At 63.1% G+C, this 21186-nt stretch carries 21 protein-coding genes and 2 pseudogenes; 15 read left to right on the top strand and 8 right to left on the bottom strand.

The window, feature by feature from the left end; genetic code table 11:
• From NKJ94_RS12125 to NKJ94_RS12110, 4 genes and pseudogenes are all read left to right on the top strand, one after another.
• A pseudogene (locus NKJ94_RS12125) lies at positions 1–2085 on the top strand (DUF4118 domain-containing protein); the annotation flags it as partial.
• Entirely contained in the window at positions 2082–2774 is a 693-nt protein-coding gene (locus NKJ94_RS12120; protein WP_352525211.1) for a response regulator transcription factor, read from the top strand. The pseudogene NKJ94_RS12125 and the gene NKJ94_RS12120, both read left to right, overlap by 4 nt.
• Positions 2775–2936: 162 nt before the next feature.
• On the top strand, positions 2937–3197 hold the full coding sequence (locus tag NKJ94_RS12115) for a hypothetical protein (protein WP_352525210.1): 261 nt from the start codon (positions 2937–2939) through the stop codon (positions 3195–3197).
• A 129-nt stretch (positions 3198–3326) separates the two neighbouring features.
• Positions 3327–3845, top strand: a complete 519-nt coding sequence (locus NKJ94_RS12110) for an NUDIX hydrolase (RefSeq protein ID WP_352525209.1) — start codon at positions 3327–3329, stop codon at positions 3843–3845.
• 66 nt (positions 3846–3911) lie between these two features.
• On the opposite strand, the gene NKJ94_RS12105 is transcribed toward NKJ94_RS12110, so the two are convergent.
• The 6 genes from NKJ94_RS12105 to NKJ94_RS12080 all read right to left on the bottom strand — a co-directional run bounded on the left by NKJ94_RS12105 (position 3912) and on the right by NKJ94_RS12080 (position 9893).
• A complete protein-coding gene (locus NKJ94_RS12105; protein WP_352525208.1) occupies positions 3912–4763 on the bottom strand; it encodes a citryl-CoA lyase in 852 nt (283 codons plus the stop codon).
• Positions 4760–5944: a CaiB/BaiF CoA transferase family protein gene (locus NKJ94_RS12100; protein ID WP_352525206.1), complete on the bottom strand. Its 1185-nt coding sequence runs from the start codon at positions 5942–5944 to the stop codon at positions 4760–4762. Before NKJ94_RS12100 ends, NKJ94_RS12105 begins: the two co-directional genes overlap by 4 nt.
• Before the next feature lie 15 nt (positions 5945–5959).
• Positions 5960–7483, bottom strand: a complete 1524-nt coding sequence (locus NKJ94_RS12095; protein ID WP_352525205.1) for a tripartite tricarboxylate transporter permease — start codon at positions 7481–7483, stop codon at positions 5960–5962.
• 4 nt (positions 7484–7487) lie between these two features.
• On the bottom strand, positions 7488–8021 hold the full coding sequence (locus NKJ94_RS12090) for a tripartite tricarboxylate transporter TctB family protein (protein ID WP_352525204.1): 534 nt from the start codon (positions 8019–8021) through the stop codon (positions 7488–7490).
• Between the two features lie 153 nt (positions 8022–8174).
• A complete protein-coding gene (locus tag NKJ94_RS12085; protein WP_352525202.1) occupies positions 8175–9152 on the bottom strand; it encodes a Bug family tripartite tricarboxylate transporter substrate binding protein in 978 nt (325 codons plus the stop codon).
• Between the two features lie 201 nt (positions 9153–9353).
• Positions 9354–9893 carry a GNAT family N-acetyltransferase gene (locus NKJ94_RS12080; protein WP_352525201.1) on the bottom strand — a complete coding sequence of 180 codons (540 nt, stop codon included), beginning with the start codon at positions 9891–9893 and terminating at the stop codon, positions 9354–9356.
• 215 nt (positions 9894–10108) lie between these two features.
• On the opposite strand from NKJ94_RS12080, the gene NKJ94_RS12075 reads away from it, so the two are divergent.
• The 4 genes from NKJ94_RS12075 (at position 10109) to NKJ94_RS12060 (ending at position 13825) form a co-directional block, all read left to right on the top strand.
• The gene (locus NKJ94_RS12075; RefSeq protein WP_352525199.1) at positions 10109–10564 is read left to right on the top strand and encodes a DUF2214 family protein; all 456 of its coding nucleotides are present in this window, start codon (positions 10109–10111) and stop codon (positions 10562–10564) included.
• Between the two features lie 188 nt (positions 10565–10752).
• On the top strand, positions 10753–11730 hold the full coding sequence (locus NKJ94_RS12070; RefSeq protein ID WP_352525198.1) for a tripartite tricarboxylate transporter substrate-binding protein: 978 nt from the start codon (positions 10753–10755) through the stop codon (positions 11728–11730).
• Between the two features lie 107 nt (positions 11731–11837).
• Positions 11838–12305 carry a tripartite tricarboxylate transporter TctB family protein gene (locus NKJ94_RS12065; RefSeq protein ID WP_352525197.1) on the top strand — a complete coding sequence of 156 codons (468 nt, stop codon included), beginning with the start codon at positions 11838–11840 and terminating at the stop codon, positions 12303–12305.
• An 8-nt stretch (positions 12306–12313) separates the two neighbouring features.
• Entirely contained in the window at positions 12314–13825 is a 1512-nt protein-coding gene (locus tag NKJ94_RS12060; RefSeq protein ID WP_352525196.1) for a tripartite tricarboxylate transporter permease, read from the top strand.
• Between the two features lie 37 nt (positions 13826–13862).
• On the opposite strand, the gene nth is transcribed toward NKJ94_RS12060, so the two are convergent.
• Positions 13863–14693 (bottom strand): endonuclease III, encoded by an 831-nt coding sequence (gene nth / locus NKJ94_RS12055; protein ID WP_352525195.1) that lies wholly within the window; start codon positions 14691–14693, stop codon positions 13863–13865.
• A 22-nt stretch (positions 14694–14715) separates the two neighbouring features.
• On the opposite strand from nth, the gene NKJ94_RS12050 reads away from it, so the two are divergent.
• On the top strand, positions 14716–15210 hold the full coding sequence (locus NKJ94_RS12050; RefSeq protein ID WP_352525194.1) for a DUF2244 domain-containing protein: 495 nt from the start codon (positions 14716–14718) through the stop codon (positions 15208–15210).
• A gap of 3 nt (positions 15211–15213) precedes the next feature.
• Here NKJ94_RS12050 and NKJ94_RS12045 read toward each other — a convergent pair whose 3' ends face one another.
• Positions 15214–16029, bottom strand: coding sequence for a class I SAM-dependent methyltransferase (locus NKJ94_RS12045; protein WP_352525193.1), 816 nt, complete (start codon positions 16027–16029; stop codon positions 15214–15216).
• 115 nt (positions 16030–16144) lie between these two features.
• Here NKJ94_RS12045 and NKJ94_RS12040 point away from each other — a divergent pair, with 115 nt between their 5' ends.
• The 6 genes and pseudogenes from NKJ94_RS12040 to NKJ94_RS12015 all read left to right on the top strand — a co-directional run bounded on the left by NKJ94_RS12040 (position 16145) and on the right by NKJ94_RS12015 (position 21182).
• Complete coding sequence (locus tag NKJ94_RS12040; RefSeq protein ID WP_352525192.1) at positions 16145–17038, top strand: methylated-DNA--[protein]-cysteine S-methyltransferase; 894 nt, start codon at positions 16145–16147, stop codon at positions 17036–17038.
• Between the two features lie 139 nt (positions 17039–17177).
• On the top strand, positions 17178–18086 hold the full coding sequence (locus NKJ94_RS12035) for a ribokinase (RefSeq protein ID WP_352525191.1): 909 nt from the start codon (positions 17178–17180) through the stop codon (positions 18084–18086).
• Positions 18087–18101: 15 nt separating this feature from the next.
• Positions 18102–19555, top strand: a pseudogene (locus NKJ94_RS12030) (amidase).
• 103 nt (positions 19556–19658) lie between these two features.
• The gene (locus tag NKJ94_RS12025; RefSeq protein ID WP_352525190.1) at positions 19659–20273 is read left to right on the top strand and encodes a LysE family translocator; all 615 of its coding nucleotides are present in this window, start codon (positions 19659–19661) and stop codon (positions 20271–20273) included.
• 149 nt (positions 20274–20422) lie between these two features.
• Entirely contained in the window at positions 20423–20695 is a 273-nt protein-coding gene (locus NKJ94_RS12020; RefSeq protein WP_352525189.1) for a hypothetical protein, read from the top strand.
• 106 nt (positions 20696–20801) lie between these two features.
• A complete protein-coding gene (locus NKJ94_RS12015) occupies positions 20802–21182 on the top strand; it encodes a hypothetical protein (protein WP_352525188.1) in 381 nt (126 codons plus the stop codon).
• Positions 21183–21186 lie beyond the last annotated feature (4 nt).

The following is a 21186-nucleotide window of genomic DNA, read 5'->3' as shown; positions in this document are numbered from 1 at the left end:
TGACGGCGCTCAGGGAATTGGCGCTGCGCCGCACCGCCCAGCGGGTCGACGAGCAGTTGCTGATCCATATGCAGGCCCACGCCATCCCCGGGCCGTGGGCGGCCAGCGAGCGTGTCCTGGTCTGGGTCGATGAGGATCCGCGCGGCGCGTCACTTGTACGCTATGCCCGCCGCCAGGCAGAGCGGCTTCGTGCCTCGTGGCTGGCGCTCTATGTCGAGACGCCACACTCGACCGGCCTGTCCGAGCAGGATCGCGACAGGCTGGCATCGACGCTTCGACTTGCCGAACAGTTGGGGGGCGTTGCCGTCACCATTCCCGGCCACGATGTCGCTGCCGACATCCTGCGTTACGCGGCAGCCAACAACGTCACCCACATCATCACCGGCAAGCCGCGCAAGCCACGCTGGCGGCAGTGGTTTGACGGCTCCGTCACTTATGACCTGATACGCGATGCCGGCAAGATCAGCATTCACGTCGTCTCCGGCGACGCCCCAGGCGCAAGCCCCGCCGTCGCGGGGGTTGACCCCTGCCCGACCGCCGCGCCTCGACATCAGGCCCTATCTGATTGTCGTCTTCTATGTCGTTGCAGGGCTGTTGTTCGGCGAATTGCTGTCGCGCGTGCTGGATGTGCGCAACATCGCTCTCGTCTTTCTCATGGCTGTGCTGGCGTCGGCGGTCACAGCCGGGCTTTGGCCGGCGATCTTCGCTTCCGTTCTCAGCGCCATAGTTTTCAATTTTTTCTTTCTCGACCCGCTCTACACGCTGAATATCAGCGACCCTGAAAGCGCCGTCGCACTCGGCTTCTTCTTCTGCGTGGCGATCATCGCCAGCAATTTGACGGCGCGGGTGCAGCGCCAGGTAGTGGCAGCACAATCCCGCGCCCGCACTACCGAGGATCTCTATCTGTTCTCCAAGAAACTGGCGGGAACGGGCACGCTCGACGACGTTCTCTGGGCGACTGCCTTCCAGATCGCCTCAATGCTGAAGCTGCGCGTGGTGCTGCTTTTGCCGGAAAACGGCACGATCGCGGTCAAGGCCGGCTACCCGCCCGACGACACGCTGGCCGAGGCAGACATTGCCGCGGCGCTCTGGGCCTGGGAGCATAACCGCGCCGCGGGGCGCGGCGCCGACACGCTGCCGGGAGCAAAACGCCTCTATCTGCCGTTGCGGACCGGACGCACGGCGGTGGGCGTGGTTGGCCTCGACAACGACAAGCAAGGTCCGCTGCTGACACCCGAGCAGCAGCGTCTGCTCGATGCGCTCGCCGACCAGGCGGCGGTCGCCATCGAGCGCATCCAGCTCGTCGCCGATGTTGACCGGGCCAAGCTTGCGGCCGAGGCAGACCGCCTGCGCTCGGCCCTGCTGACCTCCATTTCGCACGATTTGAAAACGCCGCTTGCCGCCATTATCGGCGCGGCCGGAACACTCAGGGACTTCGAGGACGCACTTCCCGAGCAGGACCGGGCGGAACTGCTGTCGACCGTGCTTGATGAATCGGAAAGGCTTAACCGCTTCATCGCCAATCTGCTCGACATGACCAAGATAGAATCCGGCACGATGGAGCCGAACTATGCGTTTCACTATGTCGGCGACATTGTCGGCTCAGCCCTGCATCGGGCCCGCACAATCGTCGGCGAGCACAAGACCGAGATCGATATCCCATCGGATCTGCCGATGTTGCGGGTCGACCCCGTTCTGTTCGAACAGGTGCTGTTCAACCTCCTCGACAATGCTGCAAAATACGCGCCGCCAGCTTCGACGATCCGCCTGCAGGCCTGGACCGACAATGGCGTCGTCATCCTGCAGATCATGGATGAGGGACCAGGCATCCCGGCGGCGGATCTGGAGCGCGTTTTCGACACTTTCTACCGTGTGCGCAAGGGTGACCAGGTGCGTGCTGGCACCGGGCTGGGATTGTCGATTTGCCGCGGCTTCATCGAAGCGATGGGCGGGACGCTCTCGGCGGCAAACAGGACCGACCGCTCGGGCGCGGTTTTCACCATCAGGATGCAGGTGATGCCGGCAGAGCTGCCCAACCTCGGCGAACCCGATGCGGGCGATCAAAATATGGACGATTTGGCATGACGAGCCTGGACGTCAGGATATTGGTGGTCGATGACGAACCGCCGATCCGGAAACTGCTTCGCGTCGGGCTTGGCAGCCAGGGCTATTCGATCAGCGAGGCGCCGAACGCCAGGGCGGCGATCGAACTCATGGAGACGGAAAAGCCGGACCTTGTCCTGCTCGATCTCGGTCTGCCCGGCATGAGCGGCCATGAGCTGCTGCGCAAATGGCGGGATGATGGCCTGGACATTCCCGTGGTTATTCTTTCCAGCCGCACCGACGAGGCCGGCATCGTCTCGGCGCTCGAACTCGGCGCCGACGATTATGTCACCAAGCCATTCGGTATGAACGAGCTTGTGGCACGCATCCGCGTGGCGCTTCGCCACAAATTCCAGCAGCAGGGTGAGAGACCGGTGTTCCGCACCGGCGACCTCTCCGTCGACTTGGTGAAGCGCATCATCAAGGTCGACGACAAGGAGATAAAGCTCTCGCCGAAGGAATATGACATCCTCCGCATCCTAGTGCAGCACGCCGGCAGGGTTCTCACCCACCAATTCCTATTGAGGCAGGTCTGGGGGGATTCCACCGACGTTCAATATCTCAGGGTCTATGTCCGGCAACTCAGGCAAAAGATCGAAAAGACGCCCGACCAGCCGCGCTATATCACGACCGAAACCGGCGTCGGATATCGGCTGCGCGAAGTCGATTGACGTGAGGAGCACCCGGATGCAGCAATGCTTCCTCCAATCCGCTGCGAATCAGGGGCGGCCATGGCATCGCCGGCCAGACGCCCTATATTAAGGACAGGTCGGGTTTTGTGCGGGAATGAACGGATGTTACGGCTTCGTCTTTTGACGTTTTCCGGGTCGGCAATGCTGGCAGCGGCGATGCTGTCGGGCGTAAATCCTGCCAGCGCGGCGCAGCGCGTCAGCCCTGCGGACGTATTGATCCAGCAAAACCAGTTGCAGATGCTGGAGAACAGGCTGCAGCGGCAGCAATATCAGCAGCAGCAACAGCAGTACCGCGCCCAGGACCGCCAGATCCCGCCGCCGCAACAGCAGGTGGTGCCGCAGATGAAGCCGACTTGCCAATTGCTGCCGTCGGGGAGCGGCTTTATCAGCACCTGCCGCTGACAACCGGCCTTTCATTTATTTAGCCGACTTATATATTGGGGAAAACCGCTCCGCTTCGGATCTATTGAAAGCGGCTGACTTTGCAACGCTGCCCTTGCCATTTGGGCACCGCCTCGACTGGATTATCGAATGGCAGCCGGCAAGAAGAAGGTCGTACGCAAGGCAAGGAAGGGCGACCGGATTCGCCAGGTCGCGGCAATTCCTTTTCGGCTGAGCGAGTATGGCGACGTCGAGGTGATGCTCGTCACATCGCGAACGACGAGGCGCTTCATTGTGCCGAAGGGCTGGCCGATGAAGGGCAAGAGCGGCCGCAAGGCGGCCACCATCGAAGCACAGGAAGAAGCCGGCGTTCTCGGCAAGACACTGAAACAGCCGGCCGGCACCTATTGCTACTGGAAGCGGCTGGCGAACCGCTTCGTCCGTGTCGACGTCGTCGTCTATTTGCTGGAGGTAACCGAGGAACTCGCCAATTGGCAAGAAGCCAAGAGACGGCAGCGGGCATGGCTGGCGCCGGCCGACGCGGCGTTGCTCATCGACGAGCCGGATCTTTCGACGCTGGTGAGGAACATCAAGATTTCCGAGCCGGGGCATGATTCCAAAAAGTGGAATCGAGTTTTCGGCAAAGATCACGCTCAAACAAAAAGTTAGAGTCCCATCCCGATTCCATCGGGATGGAACAGGCTCTAGTCCGCCGCTGTCGCTTGAACCGACATCTCACTGGCTGCCGTCGTCTTCCTCGGGGAGGGGCCGCACCGGCGTGCCGGTATAGGCCCACAGCCATTCGCGCGGCAGTGGCCCCTTGTTGCGGTCGCTTTCCTGCGACTGTTCCCACGCATGTGCGAGGATGCCGACCGAGCGCGACAGCACGAAAAGGCCGCGCGTTAGTGGCGGCGGGAAGCCGAGCTCGCCGTAGATGACGGCCGTGGCGCCGTCGATATTGAGCGGGATTTTTTTGCCCTTGCGCCGCGCAACCTCGGCCTCGATCGCCTCGGCAATGTCGGCGAAGCGCCCGCTGACGATGCCGCGCGCGGCAAAGTCGCGGGTCAGCTCGATGAGGCGGGGCGCCCGCGGGTCGACCGGATGGAAACGATGGCCGAGCCCGGGCACATAGCCGTTTTCCCCAGCAAGGAAACGATCAACCCGCGCCGACACGACGTCCGCAAGCGGCATGCCGGCGTCCAGTTCGGCGGCGATGTCTCCGTAGAAGGAAAGCGCCTGTTCGCCGGCGCCGCCATGCACGTCGCCAAGCACGTTGATGGCCGACGCCATGGCGCTATTGATGCCGACGCCGCAGGTCATCGCCATGCGGGCAATGGCGATCGACGGCGCCTGTGGCCCATGGTCGACAGCGGCACCCAGCGCGATGCCAAGCAGCGCCGCCTGGTCCTCGCTTGGCAGTTCGCCGCGCAGCATCAGCCAGATCATTGCCGGAAAGCTGACGCGGCCGATCAGATCCTGAATCTCATAGCCGCGCAGCCGGATGACGCCGGGGCGCATCTCGATGATGCCGGTGTGCCACCACTCCTCGCCGCGTGCGCGACCGGTCTTCTTTTCCGTGCCGCTCATGCCTTCGCTCTTTTCTTGGCGCGCGGCGGCAGGCTGGCAAACACCTCGTCCATATGCTCACCCAGCGCCGGCGGCGGCCTGCTCGGCAAAGGTGCCTCGCCATCGACCATGAAGCCGCCGCGCACCACGGTCAGCGGCTTGTCCATGCCGGACACAGCTTGGAAGCGCGCCGTCATGCCGCGCTCGATCACCTGTTGCTCCTGCAATACCTGCGGGATCGTCAGCACCCGGCCGGTTGGCACGCCTGCGCGATTGAACGTCTCCTCCCAGTCGGCGGCCGAGCCGCTTGCCAAGGCGTCCTCGATCAGCGCCTTCAATGCGATGCGGTTCTGCTTGCGTGTTTCGCGCTCGGCAAAGCGGACATCCGACGCCAGCTCCGGCCGACCGATCATCTGACAGAGCATGACGAACTGCTCGTGCTTGTTGGCGGCGATGTTGAGCAGGCCGTCGCCGGTGCGAAAGGCACCCGACGGTGCGGCCGTCATGTTCTCATTGCCCATCGGCTGCGGCTCGACGCCTGCGGTCAGATAGTTCGATACCGGCCAGCCGAGCGCGGAGAGCGTGCATTCGAGCATGGAGACGTCGAGGAACGCGCCCTCACCTGTCGTCTTCTGCTTGACCAGCGCAGCGGCAATGGCGAAGGCTCCGACCAGACCGCCAAGCGTATCGGCGAGGGGATAGCCGACACGCAGCGGCGCCGTCTCCGGCGTGCCGGTGATGCTCATAATGCCGGAAAGCCCCTGGATGATCTGGTCGTAGGCTGGATTGTCGCGCATCGGCCCGGTCTGGCCAAAGCCCGATATCGCACAATAGACAAGGCTTGGCCGGACCTCTTTCAGCCTGGCATAGCCAAGCCCCAGCCGGTCCATTACGCCGGGGCGGAAATTCTCGACCAGCGCGTCGGCCGAGGCGACCAGATCGAGGAAGCGTTCGCGGTCGGCCTCCTGCTTGAGATCGAGCGCCACCGAGCGTTTGCCAGCATTCTGCGCCAGGAACGACGCGCCCATGCCGGCTCTGTTGAGCTCCGGCGAGGCACCGAGCTGGCGTGCGAGGTCGCCGCCTTGCGGCGTCTCGACCTTGATGACGTCGGCCCCGAGCAACGCCAGCTGATAGGCGCAATAGGGGCCGGCCAGCACATTGGTCAGGTCGAGGATGCGGATGCCGGAAAGCAGGTCTGTCATAACGTCACGAACAGCTCAGGCATCGCCCGGCACATGCTCCGGCCCGCGCATGCGCCTGCGCTCGATGTAAGCATAGATATGTGGCCCGACCAATCCGATGAAGGCCAGCGTCAGCAGCGTCAGCGACAGCGGATGCTTGTAGAACACCGTCCAGTCGCCGTTCGAGATGGTCATCGCGCGGCGGAACTGGGTTTCGGCAAGCGGCTCGAGGATCATGCCGATGATGACCGGCGCGGTCGGGAAATCGAAACGCCGCATCAGGAAGCCGGCAGCACCGAGCAGATAGAGGATGACGAGGTCGATCGGCGATTGCGAGATGCCGTAGGTGCCGACCGTGGCGAACACCAGGATGCCGGCATAGAGCTGCGGCGCCGGGATCTTCAGCAACCGCACCCAGAGCCCGATCAGCGGCAGGTTGAGGACGACGAGGATGACGTTGGCGATGAACAGGCTGGCGATCAGCCCCCACACCAGGTCGGCCTGTGTCGTCAGCAGCAGCGGCCCGGGATTGATGCCGTAGCTCTGGAATGCCGACAGCATGATCGCGGCCGTCGCCGAGGTCGGCAGGCCGAGCGTCAGCATCGGCACCAGCACGCCGGCCGCGGATGCATTGTTGGCGGCCTCCGGCCCGGCAACGCCCTCGATGGCGCCGACCGTGCCGAACTCCTCCTTGTGTTTTGAGAGTTTCTTCTCGATCGCATAGGACAGGAAGGTCGGGATTTCGGCGCCGCCGGCCGGCATGGCACCGATCGGGAAGCCGATCAGGGCGCCGCGCAGCCATGGCTTCCACGAGCGCGCCCATTCGGCTGCGGTCATGTAGAGCGAGCCCTTCAACGGCACGATATCGTCCTTGCCGGCATAGCGGCGCGAAGCCATGTAAAGCGTCTCGCCAACGGCGAACAGGCCAACGGCGACGACGATGACGTCGACGCCGTCGAGCAATTCGCTCATGCCGAAGGTGAAGCGCGGCTGGCCCGTCTGCAGGTCGACGCCGATCATGCCGATGACGAAGCCGACGAACAGGCTGGTCAGGCCGCGCACCGACGACGAGCCGAGCACCGCCGAAACCGTGATGAAGGCCAGCACCATCAGCGAGAAATACTCGGCCGGGCCGAACGCCAGCGCGAATTTGACGACGATCGGCGCCAGGAAGGCAACGCCGATCGTGCCCAGCGTGCCGGCGACGAAGGAGCCGATCGCCGAGGTCGCCAGGGCCGCACCGCCGCGGCCGGAGCGGGCCATCCTGTTGCCCTCCAGCGCCGTGACGATGGTGGCGCTTTCGCCAGGCGTGTTGAGCAGGATCGACGTCGTCGAGCCGCCATACATGGCGCCGTAGTAGATGCCGGCAAACAGGATGAAGGACGCTTCCGGCGCCACCTGGTAGGTGATCGGCAACAGCAGCGCGATGGTCAATGCCGGCCCGAGGCCGGGCAGCACGCCGATCGCTGTCCCAAGTGTGGTGCCGACCAGGCACCATATCAGGTTGGTCGGCGAGAAGGCGACCGAAAATCCGTGCGCGAGATGGCCAAGCGTTTCCATGGCGTCAGCCCCTCAGCATGGCGATGACAGAATCGACGATCGCATTCAGCTGGTTTTCGATGAAGCCGGCGCCGATATTGACACCGAGCGCCCTGGCAAACCCGAAATAGGCGGCCAGCGCCAAGATCAGGCCGACCAGCACGTCACGCAGCGGATGCCGGCTGCCGAAACCGTGGCAGATGAGAACGAACATGATGACAGATGCCGCGGTGAAGCCGAGCGGCTGGATCAGCACAAGATTGGCGATCAGTCCGACAGCGACGATGCCCATCGCCTTCCAGTCGGTCGGCGTCTCCTTTTCGTCCTCCGGCTGCCAGCCGCCCCGCAAGGCGGCGATGACGAGCAGCAGCGAAAGGAGCACCATGCCGGCCATGGTGATGTAGGGAAACACAGTCGGGCCAACCTTGGAATAGAGCGGCGACACCGGGATTGCCAGCGTCTGCCAGGCCACCGCACCCGCACAGGCGAGGAGCCCAATGCCGATCAGCAATTCGGGCACTGCAAGGCGCGGCGGCGCCGGCTGGTCGCTGGTGCTCATGATCGTCCTCCCAATATCGGTTCCCTGAGCCGGCCTCCTCGGAGCAGTCTCCCTCGGCCGAGCTCGGCGTAGTTTCACCTCCGGCGGAGCGTGTGTCCATGCGGCTGGCGAAAGTCGGCAAGGGTTGGCGAAGGCCGCCCCTTGCCGAGAGTATCAGGCAAGGCCGAGGTCCTTGAGGATCGTCCCGATGCGGGCCGTGTCTTCGGCGACGAATTTCGCATAGTCGTCACCGGTGAGCAGGATCTGCGTCCAGTTGCGGTTCTTGCATTCGGTGGCCCAGGCGTCGCTCTTGGCCATGGTCTCGATCAGCTTGATCATTGCTGCCTTATCGGCGTCCGAAACGCCGGGCGGTGCGAAGACGCCGCGCCAATTGAACAGCTCGACGTCGATGCCGGCTTCCTTCATCGTCGGAGCATCGATGCCCTCCTGGCGTTTGTCCGCGGATATGGCCAGCAGCCGCAGCGCGCCCGCCTTGACCTGTTCGGCGAACTCGCCATAGCCGGAGATGCCGGCCGCGACCTGGTTGCCGAGCAGCGCCGACAGCGCCTCGCCGCCGCCGGCGAACGGCACATAGGAGAGATTGGTGGCCGGAACACCGACGGTCTTGGCGATGAGGCCGAACAATATGTGGTCCGAGCCGCCGGCCGAACCGCCAGCGACCGGAACCTGCGTCGGGTCGGCCTTGAGGGCAGCAACGAAGTCGGCCGCAGTCTTGAAGGGCGAGGCGGCCGGCACCACCAGCGCCTCGAACTCGCCGGTGAGGCGGGCGATCGGCGTGACCTCGGTAAGGTTGTTGGCCGCCTTGTTGGCGATAATGGCGCCGACCATGACCATACCGGCCACCATCAGCGCATTGCCCTTGCCCTTCCACTGGTTGACGAACTGTGGCAGGCCGACAGTGCCTCCGGCGCCGCCGACATTGGTGATCTGTGAGCCGGAGATCAGTTTTTCGCTGCGCAGCACCTGGTCCATGGCGCGCGCCGTCTGGTCCCAGCCGCCGCCCGGCGCCGCCGGCACGAAAATCTGCAGCTGCTGCGCGTCCTGCGCGAAAGCGGGGATAAAATGCGACGTCACGAGACCGGCAGCACCTGCCGCCGCGGTGCTCATCAAGAATCTGCGTCTGTTCAGCATGGGATTCCTCCAAATCGCGACACTTCCTCCGGTGCCTGCCAGAAACGTAGCCTGAATTCAGACCCGCTCGATAAAATTCATGCAGAGTTTGCGTCATCCTGTCAAAGACAGAACACTCCGCATACGGCACAATCGGCCTGTACGATCCTCAGCCTGGCGAACTCGACGACGACGTGGCAGGCAGCGCCCAGATAGCACCCGTCAGGGCTGCCGCTCCAGCAGGATGGTCGGCTCCTCGTGATAGAGGGTTCGCAGCACTTCGCTATAGCCGCATTTCGCCGCGACGTTCAGCGAGGCGGTGTTTTCCGGATCGATGATGCAGACGGTTTTTGCGACTCCGAACGTCTCGTCGCCCCAGGCAAGTACCCGTGCGACGACTTCGCTGGCCAACCCTTGACCATGTGCGCCCGAAACCAGAGCCCAGCCGGCTTCCGGAATGCCCTCGATCGACGGCGTCATGTCGCGTTTGAGATCGTGAAAGCCCGCCTCGCCGATGAAGCGGCCGGTCGCCTTTTCCTCGATCGCCCAGAAGCCGTAGCCCAGAAGTGACCATAGGCCGGCATGGCGCAGGAAGCGCATCCAGCTTTCCTCCCGCGTGCGCGGCTTGCCGCCGATAAAGCGGGTGACGACTGGATCTGCCCACATTGCGACATAGGCGTCGAAATCGTCCAGCCGGTGCGGCCGCAAGATGGCGCGCGAGGTCTCAATCACTGGGGCGACAATTGTCTGCGGACTGGCCATGGTCATGCCTCGGTTGTGTTGCCGGTGCTATGTATGTCGCCCAGATAGGAACAACGACATGCATGAGACGGAACCGTCGTCGCCGAACAAGAGCCAAGGCTGTGTAGATCATCTTCCAGGCTGATGTGAATCCTGTCAGGCGGTGTTAGTTTTTCACCGGTATCTGATTCAACGCATTCGGTTTCAGCGCTGCCGTCCGACAGAGGGAAAACAGCATGGACACCACTGACCTTGTGCTTGCCATCTTCCACCATCTGCTGGTGTTTTCGCTGGCAGGCATCATCGGCGCCGAATTCGTCCTGATCCGCAGCGACTTGTCCGCCGCGACGCTCAAGCGGCTTGTCGGCATCGACCGCCACTACGGCATCATCGCCATGCTGATCATCGTCATCGGCATCGGCCGCGTCATCTATGGTCTCAAGGGCTGGGAATTCTACGTCTACAACTGGGTGTTCTGGGCAAAGATGGCCGCTTTCGCAATTGTCGGTCTGTTGTCGATCATCCCCACCATTCGTTTCCTATCCTGGAACAGGCAGGCGAGCGCCAGTCCCGGCTTCCAGGTGCCTGCGGCGGAGCTAGCGTCCGTTCGCACCTATGTCCGCACCGAGGCCTTGATCTTCCTGTTGATCCCGGTGTTCGCGGCAGCGATGGCGCGCGGCTACGGCTATTAGAAATAGGTCGGAGGAAGGGCATCGCGCGGCCCAACCTTTCCACTCATTTGCGCGGACAAACGTGCAGTTTGCCGTTTGAGGCCAATTGCAATTTGTTGGATTGCGCTAGTTATTGCTCCATCTACAGTCGGCTTTTTGAGAGGAACTCCGCGCCGCGGTTGGTAATTCATATCCTGGGAGGAAACACGATGCGAAAATTCGTCGCCGCGCTGGCTGCCGCCGCGGCCATCATGCTTTACCCGTTGGCCGCGGGCGCGCAGACCTACCCCGAACGCACCATCACCATTGTCGTGCCATTTTCGGCCGGCGGCCCGACCGACACCGTCACGCGTCTCGTCGCGGAAGCCATGTCGAAGGACCTCGGCCAGCAGGTCATCATCGAGAATGTCGGCGGCGCCGGCGGCACGCTGGGCGCGGGCCGCGTCGCGAATGCCGAGCCTGACGGCTATACGCTGCTCCTGCATCACATCGGCATGGCGACCAGTGCGACGTTATATAGGAATCTCGCCTACGACACGCTGAACGCGTTCGAATATGTCGGCCTCGTCACCGAGGTGCCGATGACCATCGTCGGCCGCAAAGATCTCGAGCCGACCGATCTGAAGGGGCTGGTCGACTACGCCAAGGCAAACAAGGATACCGTCACCGTCGCCAATGCCGGGATAGGTGCGGCCTCGCATCTGTGCGGCATGCTGTTCATGAGCGCCATCGGCACGCCGCTGGTTACCGTGCCCTACAAGGGCACCGGCCCGGCCATGACCGATCTTCTCGGCGGTCAGGTCGACATCATGTGCGATCAGACGACCAACACCACCAAGCAAATCCAGGGCGGCACGATCAAGGGCTATGCCGTCACCTCGCCGGACCGCCTCGATGTGCTGCCGGACGTGCCGACGACGACGGAAGCTGGCCTTCCCCACGTGCAGGTCGGCATCTGGCACGGCATCTATGCCCCCAAGGGCACGCCGGCCGAGATCACCGAACGCCTGTCGAAATCGCTTCAGGTCGCGTTGAAGGACCAGAACATCGTCGCCCGCTTTGCCGAACTTGGCACCAAGCCGTCGTCCGATGCCGACGCGACGCCGGCGGCGCTCAAGGCCAAGCTGGAAAGCGAGATCGCGCGCTGGAAGCCGATCATCGAAGCGGCCGGCCAGTACGCCGACTAAAGCTTGAACGGGGCGCCACCAGCGCCCCGTTTTCGCTAGGGTCCCGCTTTCGATTTGGCCTTTCGATTCGGCATCGGCACGCCCGCGGCGCGGGCCGGGAGAACGTCATGAAACCTGTCGCAATCGACAGAACCAACGGCATATGCGCCGCGCTGTTCATCTTTCTCGGCGCATGTTTCGCGCTGCAATCGCTCGGCCTCGAAATCGGCACCGCCTTTCGCATGGGACCGGGCTATTTCCCGCTGGTGCTGGCGATCGTGCTGATCCTGCTTGGCGCCATCATCCTCGTCCAAGCGGTGCGCTTCGAGGGCGAACCGATCGGCCACATCGCGTGGCGCGGCATGCTGTTCATCCTGCCTGCTCCGATATTCTTCGGCCTGACGGTGCGCGGCCTGGGCTTTATCCCCTCGATCTTCCTGACGGCGCTGATCGCATCGTTTGCCAGCGGCCGCATGAAGCCGCTGACCGCGCTCGTGCTGTCGGCCTGCCTGACGCTGTTCGCATTCGTCGTCTTCAGCTACGCACTCGGCCTGCCGTTCCGGCGCTTCGGCCCGTGGCTGCCCCTATCGTTGTGAGGAGATGAATGGAACTCCTCAACAATCTCGCACTCGGTTTTTCGACCGCCACATCATTGGCAAACCTCGGATTCTGCCTGATCGGCGTCCTTCTCGGCACGCTGATTGGCGTCCTGCCCGGCATCGGCGCCACCGCAACCATCGCCATGCTGTTGCCGATCACCTTCCAGATCGGCGACCCGGTTTCCTCCCTCATCATGCTCGCCGGCATCTATTACGGCGCGCAGTATGGCGGCTCGACCACCGCCATTCTCATCAACATGCCCGGCGAATCCTCGTCAGCCGTCACCGCCATCGATGGCTACCAGATGGCCAGGAACGGCCGCGCCGGAGCAGCACTGGCGACCGCGGCGATAGGCTCGTTCTTTGCCGGCACGGTGTCGACCTTCCTCGTCGCCATCTTTGCCCCGCCGCTGACGGCGATAGCGCTGAAGTTCGGCGCGGCCGAGTATTTTTCGCTGATGATCGTCGGCCTGGTCTCGTCCGTCGCGCTCGCCCACGGCTCGATTGTCAAGGCGCTGGCGATGGTCGTGCTCGGCCTGCTGCTTGGCCTTGTCGGCACCGACATCTACACCGGCACGCCCCGTTTCACGCTTGGCATCCGCGAATATGCCGACGGACTGAATTTCGTCGCAGTGGCGGTCGGCGTCTTCGGCGTCGCCGAAATACTGCGCAACCTCGAAAATGAGCACGAACGTTCCGTGCTTATCCGAAAGATCTCCGGCCTTATGCCGACCCGCGAGGATTTTCGGCGCATGGCGGCTCCCATCGTGCGCGGCACGATCATCGGTTCGGCGCTCGGCATCCTGCCAGGAGGCGGCGCGATCCTGGCAGCCTTTGCCTCCTACACCGTCGAAAAACGTGTCTCGAAAAATCCGGGGGAATTCGGCAAGGGCGCCATCGAGGGCGTCGCCGGACCGGAATCGGCCAACAATGCCGGCGCACAAACCTCCTTCATCCCGATGCTGACGCTCGGCATTCCGGCCAACCCGGTCATGGCGCTGATGATTGGCGCGATGATCATCCAGGGCATCGTGCCCGGCCCCAATGTCGCGATCGAACAGCCTGCGCTGTTTTGGGGTATCATCACCTCGATGTGGATCGGCAATCTGATGCTGATCGTCTTGAACCTGCCGCTGATCGGGCTTTGGGTGAAACTGCTTACGATCCCCTATTACGTGCTCTTCCCGATCATCATGGCGTTCTGCTCGATCGGCGTTTACAGCGTCAACACCAACGTCTACGACCTCTATGCCGTCGCCTTCTTCGGCTTGCTTGGCTACCTCCTGGTCAAGCTGCGCTGCGAACCTGCGCCGCTGCTGCTCGGCTTCGTGCTCGGCCCGTTGCTTGAGGAAAACCTGCGCCGCGCCATGATCCTCTCGCGCGGCGACCCGAGCACCTTCGTGACGAGACCGATCAGCGCCAGCCTGCTCCTCATCGCGCTCGCTGTGCTCGTCATCGTCTTTCTCCCCGCGGTCAAGAAGAAGCGCGAAGAGGTGTTCGTCGAGGAGAGTTCCTGAACATGGATGCCGCTCCGTAGCAGGACGTTCAAATCTGCTAGCTGGCACCGATTGCCGCTGCTCGGTCCTGAGCCGCTTCTACCGGCTCGAGCGGCGCGATCTCGACCAGCGGCGCCGGCACGCTGGTCGTCTTTTCCTTGGCCTTGCAGATATCGGCGATGACGCAGACCGGGCAATCCGGCTTGCGCGCCTTGCAGACATAGCGGCCATGCAGGATCAGCCAATGATGGGCATGCCGCATATATTCGTCCGGAATGATCTTCAGGAACCCTTGCTCGACCTGTTCCGGTGTCTTACCCGGCGCCAGGCCGAGCCTGTTGCCGATGCGGAAGATGTGCGTGTCGACCGCCATCGTATGCTGGCCGAAGGCGACGTTGAGCACGACGTTGGCGGTCTTGCGGCCGACACCCGGCAGTTCGACCAGTTGATCGCGATCCTCGGGCACCTCGCCGCCATGGTCGCGGATCAGCGCGTCGGATAGCGCGATGACGTTCTTGGCCTTGTTGCGCCAGAGCCCGATGGTGCGGATATGGTCGCCGAGCCTGGCCTCGCCCAGCGCCAGCATTTTCTGCGGCGTGTCGGCAATTTTGAACAGCGCCCGCGTCGCCTTGTTGACGCCGGCGTCCGTCGCCTGCGCCGAAAGCACCACAGCCACCAGCAGCGTGAAGGCGTTGATATATTCGAGTTCGCCTCTCGGTTTCGGCCGCTGAACGGAAAAGCGCCGGAAAATCTCATGCACTTCGGCCGGGCTGTAAAGCGCCCGCGATCTCGCCGGCCGCGGACGCGGCTTGGCGTTCGAGCCGTCGCGGCGGCCGGGCAAGAGGTCTTTTTTGAGCGCGGAAGAGTTTTTGGGCTTGGGGCTCGTCATCGCCTTCCTATAATATCCCCTAATGAGCGATACAAACGCCTCATTTCAGGCCGACGAGCCATTCTTCCAGGCGCTGCTGACACCGCACCGGTCGCTGGGCAAGACCGGCTTTGCCATCCTGATGGGCGCGCTGCTGTTCGGCTGGCTGGTGACCGGAGCGTTTTTTCTGTCGCGTGGCGCCTGGCCGGTGTTCGGCTTCTTCGGCCTCGACGTTATTGCCGTCTACATCGCTTTCCGCGCCAATTATAGTGCCGCCCGGGCTCGCGAGGAGGTGTCGGTGTCGCGCACCAGCCTCGATATCCGCAAGACTGCCCCGTCAGGCAAATCGGAAGCACATCGCTTCAATCCGTTCTGGGCGCGCTTTTCGATCGCCCGCCACGCCGAGATCGGCATCACCGGGATGGCGGTCGAGGCGCAAGGAAAAACCGTCTCGATCGGCGGCTTCCTCAATCCCGACGACCGCGAGAGTTTTGCCACCGCATTTTCGCGCGCTCTGGCGACCGCCAAGGCGCGCTGACGATCAAAACCGAAATCTCAACAGCCTGCCGACCCTCCGAAGAGCCGGAATGTGGCTCCAGAGGCGAAAGATCAGTCCGGCGAACCAGCTCACACGGGCGGCATGTTCGGGTTTGTAGGCCATGGTTTCCTCGACAAACCGCAGACCGGGCACTGACCGTTCCAAGTCGCGCGGATCGTTGATCGCCCAGTGGAGTTCGGCTCCGGTGGCGCGGAACGACGGGTTGAGGCGCACGAGCTTCAGACCCAGGTCGCTGTAGGCATCGCAGATAAGTTCGCCGCTGGCCAGATGCGACACAAGCCGTGAGACCAGCCTTGGGCCCTCGTCAGCGGCAAGATAGGGCGTCAAGCCCTCCGCCACGACCATCGCCGGGCGATCGCCAGGCACGTCGTCCAGCCAGCCAGGCTCGGTGACTGACGATCCGATCAGGTGATAATGCTCGCGCGTCGGGTAGAGCTTGCGCCTGAGCTCGATGACTTCGGCATAGTCGACGTCGAACCAGTCGACGCCGGCTGGCGGGTCGATACGGAATATTCGCGTGTCGAGCCCGCAGCCGAGATGCAGGACAATGGCGTTCGGGTTGTTCGCCAGAAAAGCCGAAACCCAGTCGTCCAGCGTCTTGGCCCGGATCGCCAGACCCACGCCGAGATTGTCATCGACCTTGAGCCGCGAGAAGTCGTAGTCGATGCGGCGAACCGCCTCGTCCGCGAAACGGTCTTTCAGCAGCGAGTTGGGAAGCCGGCTTTCCAGCGCCTTGCCATAGACGGTGATCAGCAGCGTTTCTTTTTCCTTGGTCAGATGCACCTTCTCGCCGGCCATGAATTGTCCTTCCCATTCAAAGCCGACTCTATCTGGGTACATGCCGCGGGAAGGCAAGTTTCGGGTGGTGATCGGAGCCGCGAAGCGCGATATTCGCACTCAAGGAGATAGACCGATGAACGCCCAAATGCCTCTCAAAACGACAGCAATCCTTCAGAAAGACATTACGCCCGAAGGCGGCGACTATGAAATCGTCCGTCGCGCCATCGAGAAGATCAGCCTCGACTATCGCGACCAGCCTTCGCTGGAAGTGCTGGCCGAGGAGGTCGGCGAGACTCCGACCGGGCTGCAGAAGCTGTTCACCCGCTGGGCCGGCCTGTCGCCCAAGGCTTTTCTGCAGGCCGTTACCCTCGATCATGCGCGCAAGCTGCTCGATTCCGGCATGCCGCTGCTTGAAACCTCGTTCGAGCTCGGCATGTCCGGCCCAGGCCGGCTGCACGATCTGTTCGTCACCCACGAAGCGATGTCGCCGGGCGATTACAAGACGCGCGGCGCCGGGCTCACTATCCGCTACGGCTATCATATCTCGCCTTTCGGCGTCGCGCTGATCATGGTGACGGACCGCGGCCTTGCCGGCCTTGCCTTCAACGACCCCGGCGGCGAGCGCGCGGCCTTTGCCGATATGTCGAGCCGCTGGCCGAATGCGACCTATGTCGAGGACATGGCGGCAACGGCGCCCTACGCCGCGCGCATCTTCGATCCGGCGCTGTGGCGCGCCGACCAGCCGCTGCGCGTCGTCATGATCGGCACCGACTTCCAGGTCCGCGTCTGGGAGGCCTTGCTGCGCATTCCGATGGGCAAGGCCTGCACCTATTCCTCGATCGCCGCGCGCATCGGCGCACCGAGCGCCAGCCGGGCTGTGGGTGCCGCGGTCGGTGCCAATCCGATGTCCTTCGTCGTGCCGTGCCACCGGGCTCTCGGCAAGTCCGGCGCGCTCACCGGCTACCATTGGGGCCTGACCCGCAAACGCGCCATCCTCGGCTGGGAGGCGGGACAGGTCGCTCCTTGAATAGCCGCCGGATGGAACGATAGAGCGGCGCAAGAACCGCTGGGTTGGCAAGCACCGATCTTACAGGGTAGCTTCCCGCGCAATTAGCGATATGCATCTATTCCGATTTTCGGGTCGATGCGCTAGCGGGAGGCACTTCTTGATCGTCGTCATCGGCTCCATCAATCTCGACCTCATCGCTAGTGTCGACCGCTTGCCCGGTCCCGGCGAGACGGTGCGCGGCTCCGGTTTCGCCACTGCCCCCGGCGGCAAGGGTGCCAACCAGGCGCTGGCCGCCGCCCGCGCCGGCGCCAAGGTGCGCATGGTCGGCGCGGTCGGCAAGGACAGCTTCGCCGGCGAGGCTCTGGCGCTGCTGCGCGACGGCAAAATCGACCTGTCCGGCGTCGGCGAGACCTTTGCCTCGACCGGTACCGCACTGATCATGGTCGGCGCCGACGGCGAGAACGTGATCGCCGTCGTGGCGGGCGCCAATGATTCGGTCGTGCCGGGTGACCTTTCCAAGGCTTTCCTGAAAAACGGCGATGTCGTGCTGCTGCAGTTGGAAGTCCCGCTGCTAACGGTCGAGACAGCGCTTGACGCGGCAAGGACGGCCGGAGCGGTCACCGTGCTCAACACCGCCCCTTTTCACGGCGACGCGGCCGGCTTCCTCGGCAAGGCCGACTATCTCGTCGCCAACGAAACCGAGTTCGATCTCTATGGCGAGGCGCTGTCGTTGAGTGGCCGCGACCGCCCGGCACGGATGCGCGACTACGCCGCGAGAACCGGCCGAACCATCGTCGTCACGCTTGGCCCAGACGGCGTTCTGGCGGCGACGCCGGACGATCTTCTGATGGTTCCGGCGCTGAAGATCACGCCGCTCGACACGGTCGGCGCCGGCGACACGTTCTCCGGCTATTTTGCTGCTGGACTGGCAGCCGGCCTGCCGCTCGACCAAGCGCTTGCCCGCGCTGCCGCCGCCGGTTCGCTCGCCTGCCTGAAAGCCGGTGCCCAGCCGGCCATCCCGCTGGCCAGGGATGTCGATGCCGCCCTGCAGAACGCCGCAGGCTGAATCGGGACGACGGCCATGCGCCCGACCACCAAGCATGCTGTGCCGCCCGCCGGCGATATCTGCCGCCTGTCCGCCGTGGAGCTGCCGACAGGATCAGGCGCCGACAGCTTTCGGTGCGCGAAGTGATCGCGGCATTCCTCAACCGGATCGGGGCGGTGAACCCGCTGGTCAACGCCATCGTTTCATTGCGTGAGCGTGCCGACATCCTGCGCGAGGCCGACGAGGCAGACGCTCATTTGGCGCATGATGGCCATGCCGGGTCCCTGTTCGGCCTGCCGATCGCCATCAAGGATCTCGCTCTGACCAGGGGCATTGCCACCACTTTCGGCTCGCCGATCTTCGCTGGCTTTATCCCGGCTGAGGATGATTTCTTCGTTGAGCGTCTTCGCCAGGCCGGCGCCATCATCATCGGCAAGACCAACGTTCCCGAATTCGGGCTTGGCTCCAACACCTACAATACCGTGTTCGGACAGACGCTCAACGCATTCGACCCGGCGCTGACCGCCGGCGGCTCGAGCGGCGGCGCCGCCGTGGCGCTCGCCCTCGACATGGTTCCCATCGCCGATGGCAGCGATCTGGGTGGCTCGCTGCGCAACCCGGCCGCCTACAACAACGTCTATGGCTTCCGCCCGTCGCAGGGGCTGGTACCGAATGGTCCGAGCCTGGATGTGTTTCATGCCCAGATGGGGGTGAAAGGCCCGATGGGGCGAAGCGTGCGCGACATGGCGCTGCTGCTCGACGTGCAGGCCGGCTATCACCCTCGATCGCCGCTATCCCACAACGACAAACCGGGTTCATTCCTTCAAGCAATGGAACTGCCATCCGCCGGTGGCCACGTCGCCTGGCTGGGCGATCTCGACGGCCATTTGCCGGTCGAACCGGGAATTCTCGAGCTTTGCGAGACCGCTCTCGGCCGGCTCGCCGGTGTATCGTTCCTGATCGAGCCTCTGGTGTCGGATTTCGACTTCGAGGCGTTATGGCAAGCCTTCGTGATACTGCGCCAGGCAAACAATGGCTGCGCGCTCAGGATCCACTATGACGATCCGAACAAACGCAATCTCCTGAAACCGGAAACCGTCTGGGAAGTGGAAAGCGCGCTTCGCCTCACCGCCGCTCAGGTCCATGCAGCCTCGGTCGTCCGTTCATCCTGGTACCTAACATTGCTGTCGCTGTTCGATCGTTTCGACCTGGTTGCGTTGCCGAGCGCGCAAGTCTTTCCCTTCGCTGTCGACATCCCCTGGCCACGTGAAGTCGCCGGCCGGACCATGGACAGCTATCACCGCTGGATGCAGGTTTCAGTGCTTGCCACGATGGCCGGCTGCCCGGCGGTCAACGTGCCGGCCGGCTTCGACGCCAAGGGCAGGCCGATGGGCATGCAATTGATCGGGCCGCCGCGCGACGACCTCTCGGTGCTGAGGGCGGCTGCCGCCTATGAGGCGACGCTGCCGTGGCAGGCCGGCGCCTGCTGAAGTCAGTTCCGCATTGTCGGCGCCTCACCGACTTGCGCCCAACCCGTCGCCATGCATTGATCGCGACGCCGCGCCGCACGAGCGGCATTCTGCGGAGGGAAAAATGTCGCTGGAACTTTATGCCACCTATGTCGTCGCCTGCATCGTCATCATCCTTGTGCCGGGGCCGACGGTCACGCTGATCATCGCCAACAGCATCCGCCACGGCTCGCGCGCCGGTCTCGCCAATGTCACCGGCACGCAGGCCGGGCTGGCCATCATGATCGCCATCGTCGGCATCGGATTGACTTCGCTGATCGCGGGCATGGGCCACTGGTTCGAGTGGGTCCGGCTGATCGGCGCCGCCTACCTGATCTGGATGGGCGTGCAGATGTTCCGCTCGAAAGGCAAGCTGAACGCCGACGGAACGGCGAAAAAACCGCGCGGCGGCTTTTTCCTGCAAGGCCTGCTGGTGGCGGTCAGCAATCCGAAGACGCTGGTGTTCTTCGGCGCTTTCTTTCCGCAGTTTATTTCTCCCGAAGGCAACTACGCGCTGCAGATCGTGGTCATGGGTCTTACCGCGATGATCTTCGCCGCCGTGTCGGATTCAACATACGCGCTGGCCGCCGGCCGCGCCGGACGCCTGCTGTCGGCCGGCCGCGTCAAGCTGCTGTCGAGGATCAGCGGCAGCTTCCTGGTCGGCGGCGGCCTGTGGCTGGCGTTTTCCAAGGCGAAGTAACAGCCGCGAACCCGGCGTCACGAACAGTAACATCACGCGGAACAAAAGACTGATTGAAAGTCAGCGTTCGTGCAACCACATAAATCTGCACTGAGGGATTTATGTCTATGCCGTGGACTTATGCGGATTTGAAAAGGAACGCGTTTGGCGTGATTCTGCTCATCACTTTGTTCGCGGTGATGGTTCCGTCGGCTCTGAACAAATGGGCGAATGACGCAAGCCCGATCCGGTCGGTTGACCCGGTCGATGCAACAATCAAAAGTGGACAGGGTAAGGGGCGGAATATCCAATATCTGCTGTTCCTTGAGAACGGTTCGACGGTCCTGGTTTACGACGACCTCCCGCATCTGATCGGCTCGCGCGTCGGCATCGAGCGCGTCACGCGCGACAACGGCGCCATCTTTTACCGGTTTGCAAATTGAACGGCCATCCGATCACCGAAGCCGTTTTCTAAGGCGAAGCGAGCGTCAGATCTTTCTTTGTGGAATCGTTCTTGAACAAGGCCCATACTCCACTCAAATATAGGGGATGGGGCCGACAAATCTTTCTCTTAGGAACCGCTTTCTTCTGCTGCAAGAAGAGTTTCGCGATAGAGTTGTCGGCATCACTTTCTTTTGTGCATTCGCGCTTGCGATCGTCGTGCCGATTGTAACAAGGCAGAATAGCCCGATTGTCGGCACGCAACGCGTAGGAGGCATCGTCGAATACGTTACGACGATGCCGCTAAATCCGAAAGTTTCCGTCGGCCAAGGATTTCATTATAGATATGAAGTCCGTCTCGATGACAGCAACGCAGTGATATTAGTCGATGGTGAGGTGGAAACGCCCCACATGATCGGATCGGAAGTCTCGGTCGAAGAACAACATCGCCAGAACGGCACCTCCACCTACCGCCTGCTCAACGACTGAGCGG

The sequence above is a fragment of the Mesorhizobium sp. M0060 genome, assembly GCF_040323155.1.
GTDB lineage: Bacteria > Pseudomonadota > Alphaproteobacteria > Rhizobiales > Rhizobiaceae > Mesorhizobium.
The sequence above is the reverse complement of the archived record's forward strand: the minus strand, read 5'-3'. Positions and strand labels throughout refer to the sequence as shown.